At 68.7% G+C, this 5,225-nt stretch carries 12 protein-coding genes; all 12 read left to right on the forward strand.

The features are described from left to right. A partial coding sequence (gene rplP / locus Q4D18_RS07390) for a 50S ribosomal protein L16 (RefSeq protein WP_303126904.1) occupies positions 1 to 206 on the forward strand: 206 nt, incomplete at its 5' end. Between the two features lie 4 nt (positions 207 to 210). Continuing rightward, complete coding sequence (rpmC, locus tag Q4D18_RS07395; protein ID WP_135028769.1) at positions 211 to 477, forward strand: 50S ribosomal protein L29; 267 nt, start codon at positions 211 to 213, stop codon at positions 475 to 477. Then, positions 474 to 755: a 30S ribosomal protein S17 gene (rpsQ, locus tag Q4D18_RS07400; protein ID WP_303126908.1), complete on the forward strand. Its 282-nt coding sequence runs from the start codon at positions 474 to 476 to the stop codon at positions 753 to 755. The genes rpmC and rpsQ overlap by 4 nt, the downstream gene beginning before the upstream one ends. 341 nt (positions 756 to 1,096) lie before the next feature. Next, positions 1,097 to 1,465, forward strand: a complete 369-nt coding sequence (gene rplN, locus Q4D18_RS07405) for a 50S ribosomal protein L14 (protein ID WP_303126909.1) — start codon at positions 1,097 to 1,099, stop codon at positions 1,463 to 1,465. A gap of 3 nt (positions 1,466 to 1,468) precedes the next feature. Continuing rightward, on the forward strand, positions 1,469 to 1,810 hold the full coding sequence (rplX, locus tag Q4D18_RS07410) for a 50S ribosomal protein L24 (RefSeq protein ID WP_135028763.1): 342 nt from the start codon (positions 1,469 to 1,471) through the stop codon (positions 1,808 to 1,810). Further along, the gene (rplE, locus tag Q4D18_RS07415) at positions 1,810 to 2,385 is read left to right on the forward strand and encodes a 50S ribosomal protein L5 (RefSeq protein WP_248126215.1); all 576 of its coding nucleotides are present in this window, start codon (positions 1,810 to 1,812) and stop codon (positions 2,383 to 2,385) included. Before rplX ends, rplE begins: the two co-directional genes overlap by 1 nt. Positions 2,386 to 2,457: 72 nt before the next feature. Then, the gene (gene rpsH, locus Q4D18_RS07420) at positions 2,458 to 2,856 is read left to right on the forward strand and encodes a 30S ribosomal protein S8 (RefSeq protein WP_303126911.1); all 399 of its coding nucleotides are present in this window, start codon (positions 2,458 to 2,460) and stop codon (positions 2,854 to 2,856) included. Between the two features lie 30 nt (positions 2,857 to 2,886). Beyond that, entirely contained in the window at positions 2,887 to 3,420 is a 534-nt protein-coding gene (rplF, locus tag Q4D18_RS07425) for a 50S ribosomal protein L6 (protein WP_303126913.1), read from the forward strand. Next, positions 3,420 to 3,794 carry a 50S ribosomal protein L18 gene (rplR, locus tag Q4D18_RS07430; protein WP_303126915.1) on the forward strand — a complete coding sequence of 125 codons (375 nt, stop codon included), beginning with the start codon at positions 3,420 to 3,422 and terminating at the stop codon, positions 3,792 to 3,794. Before rplF ends, rplR begins: the two co-directional genes overlap by 1 nt. Next, entirely contained in the window at positions 3,791 to 4,528 is a 738-nt protein-coding gene (rpsE, locus tag Q4D18_RS07435) for a 30S ribosomal protein S5 (RefSeq protein WP_303126917.1), read from the forward strand. Before rplR ends, rpsE begins: the two co-directional genes overlap by 4 nt. A 2-nt stretch (positions 4,529 to 4,530) precedes the next feature. Further along, positions 4,531 to 4,755, forward strand: a complete 225-nt coding sequence (gene rpmD, locus Q4D18_RS07440) for a 50S ribosomal protein L30 (RefSeq protein ID WP_135028751.1) — start codon at positions 4,531 to 4,533, stop codon at positions 4,753 to 4,755. Then, positions 4,748 to 5,200 carry a 50S ribosomal protein L15 gene (gene rplO, locus Q4D18_RS07445; protein WP_303126920.1) on the forward strand — a complete coding sequence of 151 codons (453 nt, stop codon included), beginning with the start codon at positions 4,748 to 4,750 and terminating at the stop codon, positions 5,198 to 5,200. The genes rpmD and rplO overlap by 8 nt, the downstream gene beginning before the upstream one ends. Positions 5,201 to 5,225: the final 25 nt, after the last annotated feature.

The raw sequence follows: 5,225 nt of genomic DNA on the forward strand, positions 1-5,225 counted from the left end.
ACCGCCCGCTGACCAAGAAGCCCGCCGAGACCCGCATGGGCTCCGGCAAGGGCTCGCCGGAGTGGTGGGTCGCCAACGTCAAGCCCGGCCGCGTGCTCTTCGAGCTCTCGGGCGTGTCCGACGAGGTCGCCCGCGAGGCCCTGCGCCTCGCCATCCACAAGCTGCCGCTCAAGGCCCGAGTCATCCGTCGAGAGGGTGGTGAGTGATCCCATGGCCATCGGTACCAAGGATCTGAACGTCGAGTCCCTGGACGGGATGGACAACGCCCGCCTGCTGGAGGCGCTGAAGTCCTCCAAGGAGGAGCTGTTCAACCTGCGCTTCCAGGCCGCCACCGGCCAGCTGGAGGACTCCAGCCGGCTGAAGGCCGTCAAGCGCGACATCGCGCGCATCTACACGATCCTGCGCGAGCGCGAGCTCGGCATCCGTGGGGATGTCGAGGCGGCCGGCGCCGAGAAGAACGAGGAGGCTGCCAAGTGACCGAGCAGACCGCCGCTCCCGTCGAGGAGCGCAACTACCGCAAGGCGCTGCGCGGCGTCGTCGTCTCCGACAAGATGGACAAGACCATCGTCGTCGAGGTCGAGGACCGCAAGAAGCACTCGCTCTACGGCAAGGTGCTCAAGACCTCGAAGCGCGTCAAGGCGCACGACGAGGACAACACCGCCGGCGTGGGCGATCGCGTCCGGATCGCCGAGACCCGTCCGCTGTCCGCGGACAAGCACTTCCGCCTCGTCGAGATCGTCGAGCGCGCCAAGTGATCCGTCCCCGGGCCTGACCCGGGACCGTCGGAGGCCGCCCCGTGCACTGGCACGGGGTGGCCTTCTGCGCTACCATGGTGTATTCGTGCGCTCTTTGTTGGCAGGACCATCCATCCTGCGTGCCGAGGGGTGACGCACGACCGTCCCGGATCCGCCTCGGCCCTGCCCTGTGCGCCCGTCCGCCGCGTGAGCCCCCCGCTGTCTGAACATGCGGGGCCGGCGAGCCCGCGTGGAGGAGCGCGCGATGGGGGAGGGGTAAGCGTCCCCGGGATGACCGTTTCAACCGTTCCGCAAGGCTCGCCCATCGGGGGTGAGAACCGGCGCGACGCAAGGAGATACAAGTGATCCAGCAGGAGTCGCGGCTCAAGGTCGCCGACAACACCGGTGCGAAGGAGATCCTGACCATCCGTGTTCTCGGTGGTTCCGGACGCCGTTACGCAGGCATCGGCGACACCATCGTCGCCACCGTCAAGGACGCCATCCCCGGCGGCAACGTCAAGAAGGGCGACGTCGTCAAGGCCGTGGTGGTCCGCACCCGCAAGCAGTCCCGCCGACCCGACGGCTCGTACATCCGCTTCGACGAGAACGCGGCCGTCATCCTCAAGAACGAGGGCGAGCCCCGTGGCACGCGCATCTTCGGCCCGGTGGGCCGCGAGCTGCGCGACAAGAAGTTCATGAAGATCGTGTCGCTCGCCCCGGAGGTGATCTGACCCATGGCCAAGATCAAGAAGGACGACCTGGTGCAGGTCATCTCGGGCAAGGACAAGGGCAAGCAGGGCAAGGTCCTGCGCGTGTTCCCGGCCGATGAGCGCGTGCTCGTCGAGGGCGTGAACCGCGTGACCCGCCACCTGCGCGCCGGCCAGAACAACAACGGCTCCACCGAGGGCGGCCTGCAGGTCGCCGAGGCCCCGATCCACATCTCGAACGTGGCCGTGGTGGACCCCGAGACCAAGAAGCCGACCCGTGTGGGCTACCGCTTCGAGACCGTCGAGAAGAACGGCGAGCAGACCACCGTGAAGGTGCGCTTCGCCAAGGCCTCGGGGAAGGAGCTGTGATGACCGAGGTGCAGCAGACCGAGAAGGTCACGCCCCGTCTGAAGGACAAGTACCGCGAGGAGATCCGCGCGTCCCTGCAGGAGCAGTTCCAGTACGGGAACGTCATGCAGGTGCCGGGCCTCGTGAAGGTCGTCGTCAACATGGGCGTCGGCGAGGCCGCGAAGGACTCGAAGATCATCGACGGCGCCGTCGCGGACCTCACCGCGATCACCGGCCAGAAGCCGATGGTCACGAAGGCCCGCAAGTCCATCGCGCAGTTCAAGCTGCGCGAGGGCATGCCGATCGGCACGCACGCCACCCTCCGTGGCGACCGCATGTGGGAATTCCTGGACCGCCTGGTCACGCTCGCGCTGCCGCGCATCCGTGACTTCCGCGGCCTGTCCGACCGCCAGTTCGACGGCAACGGCAACTACACCTTCGGCCTGTCCGAGCAGACCGTGTTCCACGAGATCGACCAGGACAAGATCGATCGCGTGCGCGGCATGGACATCACCGTGGTGACGACCGCCAAGAACGACGACGAGGGCCGCGCGCTGCTGAAGGCGCTGGGCTTCCCGTTCAAGACCGACAAGTAAGACCTCCACGCCACAGGTCCCCCACCGGTGAACCGGTGCGGGAAACCACGGCGAGAAAGGGCGGAAGCCCACATGACCATGACCGATCCCGTCGCAGACATGCTGACCCGTCTGCGCAACGCCAATTCGGCCTACCACGACACCGTGTCCATGCCGTCCTCCAAGCTGAAGGTCCGCCTCGCGGAGATCCTGAAGGCCGAGGGCTACATCCAGGACTGGCGCGAGGAGGCCGCGGAGGTCGGCAAGACGCTGACCATCGACCTCAAGTTCGGCCCGCAGCGTGAGCGTGCGATCGCCGGCCTGCGCCGCATCTCCAAGCCGGGTCTGCGCGTGTACGCGAAGTCCACGAACCTGCCCCACGTGCTGGGCGGCCTCGGCATCGCCATCCTGTCCACCTCCTCCGGTCTGCTCACGGACCGTCAGGCGTCCCAGAAGGGCGTGGGCGGAGAAGTCCTCGCCTACGTCTGGTGACGGACGAGACAGAAGAAAGGCTGAACTGACATGTCGCGAATCGGACGTCTCCCGATCACCGTTCCCAGCGGCGTCGATGTGACCATCGACGGCGCCCGCGTCTCCGTGAAGGGCCCCAAGGGCCAGCTGGAGCACACGCTGCCCACCCCCATCACGGCCACCCTCGAGGAGGGGCAGGTCATCGTGGCCCGCCCCGACGACGAGCGTGAGTCCCGCTCCCTGCACGGCCTCTCCCGCACCCTGATCAACAACATGGTGCTGGGCGTGACCGAGGGCTTCTCCAAGGCCCTCGAGGTCGTCGGCACCGGCTACCGCGTGCAGGCCAAGGGCCAGGACCTCGAGTTCGCCCTGGGCTACTCCCACCCGGTCCCGGTGAAGTGCCCGGAGGGCATCACCTTCGCCGTGGAGGGCAACAAGGTCACCGTCTCCGGTATCGACAAGCAGAAGGTCGGCGAGACCGCCGCCAACATCCGCAAGCTGCGCAAGCCCGACCCGTACAAGGGCAAGGGCGTGCGCTACGCGGGCGAGCAGATCCGCCGCAAGGCCGGAAAGGCAGGTAAGTGATGTCTACTCTGAAGGTGAAGGGCAAGGGCAAGTTCAACGCCCGCACCCGCCGCCACCTCCGGGTGCGCAAGCGGATCTCCGGCACCACCGTCCGTCCCCGTCTCGTCATCAACCGCTCCGCGCGCCACATGTTCGTGCAGGTCGTGGACGACACCCAGGGCCGCACCCTGGCGTACGCCTCCACCATGGAGGCGGACGTGCGCGGCCTGGAGGGCGACAAGACCGCCAAGGCCAAGCGCGTGGGCGAGCTCGTCGCCGAGCGTGCGAAGGCCGCCGGCATCGAGGCCGTCGTGTTCGACCGCGGCGGCAACAAGTACCACGGCCGTGTGGCCGCGGTGGCCGACGGCGCCCGAGAGGGAGGGCTGAAGCTGTGACCGAGACCAACAACGAGAAGGACACCCAGGTGAGCGAGACCACCGAGACCACCGTGTCCGAGACCTCCGCGGGCTCGGCCGGCCAGTCCACCGAGCGCAGCGCGGGCGGCCGCGGCGGTGGTGGCGGTGACGGCGACCGTCGCGGCGGTCGCCGTGACGACCGCAACCGGCGCGGCGCCCAGGACGACGAGAAGGACCAGTTCCTCGAGCGCGTCGTGGCCATCAACCGCGTGTCCAAGGTCGTCAAGGGCGGCCGCCGGTTCTCCTTCACCGCCCTCGTGGTGGTGGGTGACGGCGACGGCACCGTCGGCGTGGGCTACGGCAAGGCCAAGGAGGTGCCCGCCGCGATCCAGAAGGCCGTGGAGGAGGCCAAGAAGTCCTTCTTCCGCGTGCCGCGCGTCGGCTCCACCATCCCGCACCTCGTGCAGGGCGAGGACGCCGCCGGCGTCGTCCTCCTGCGTCCGGCCTCCCCGGGCACCGGCGTGATCGCCGGCGGTCCGGTGCGCGCCGTCCTCGAGTGCGCGGGCATCCACGACGTGCTGTCGAAGTCCATGGGCTCCGTGAACGCGATCAACATCGTGCGCGGCACCGTGGACGCCCTCAAGCGTCTCGAGGAGCCCCAGGCCGTGGCCGCCCGCCGCGGCAAGGCCCTCGACGAGATCGCCCCCCATGCGATGCTGCGCACCATGGAGAACGATCGTGCCCAGAAGAGCGCGCAGAAGGCAGGTGCCTGATCATGGCTGAGCCCACCCGCAAGAACATCCAGCCCTCCGACGCCACCCTGGTGATCACCCAGACCCGCGGCGTCACGGGCTCCAAGCAGAACCATCGCGACACCCTGCGCTCGCTCGGCCTCAAGCGGATCGGCCACTCGGTCACCCGCACGGCCGACGCGGTGACCGTGGGCATGGTCAACACCGTGCCGCACCTGGTGTCCGTGGAGGAGGTCAACAATGGCTGAGAACGACGCCATCAAGGTCCACGACCTGCGTCCGGCCCCGGGTGCCAAGACCGCCAAGACCCGTGTGGGTCGCGGCGAGGCCTCCAAGGGCAAGACCGCCGGTCGCGGCACCAAGGGCACCCAGGCCCGCTACCAGGTCCGCGCGGGCTTCGAGGGCGGCCAGCTGCCCCTGCACATGCGCCTGCCCAAGCTGCGCGGCTTCAAGAACCCGTTCCGCACCGAGTACCAGGTGGTCAACCTGGACAAGCTCTCGGCGCAGTTCCCCGAGGGCGGCGAGGTGTCCGTGGACGCCCTCGTGGCCAAGGGCCTGGTCCGCAAGGGCCAGCCCGTGAAGGTCCTCGGCACCGGCGAGATCACCTCCGCGGTGCAGGTGAGGGCGCACGCCTTCTCCGCCTCCGCCGTGGAGAAGATCCAGGCCGCGGGCGGCTCCACCGAGACCGTCTGACCGGCTGAGCAGCAGCACGAGGGCC

The organism is Micrococcus sp. (assembly GCF_030523875.1).
Lineage (GTDB): Bacteria > Actinomycetota > Actinomycetes > Actinomycetales > Micrococcaceae > Micrococcus.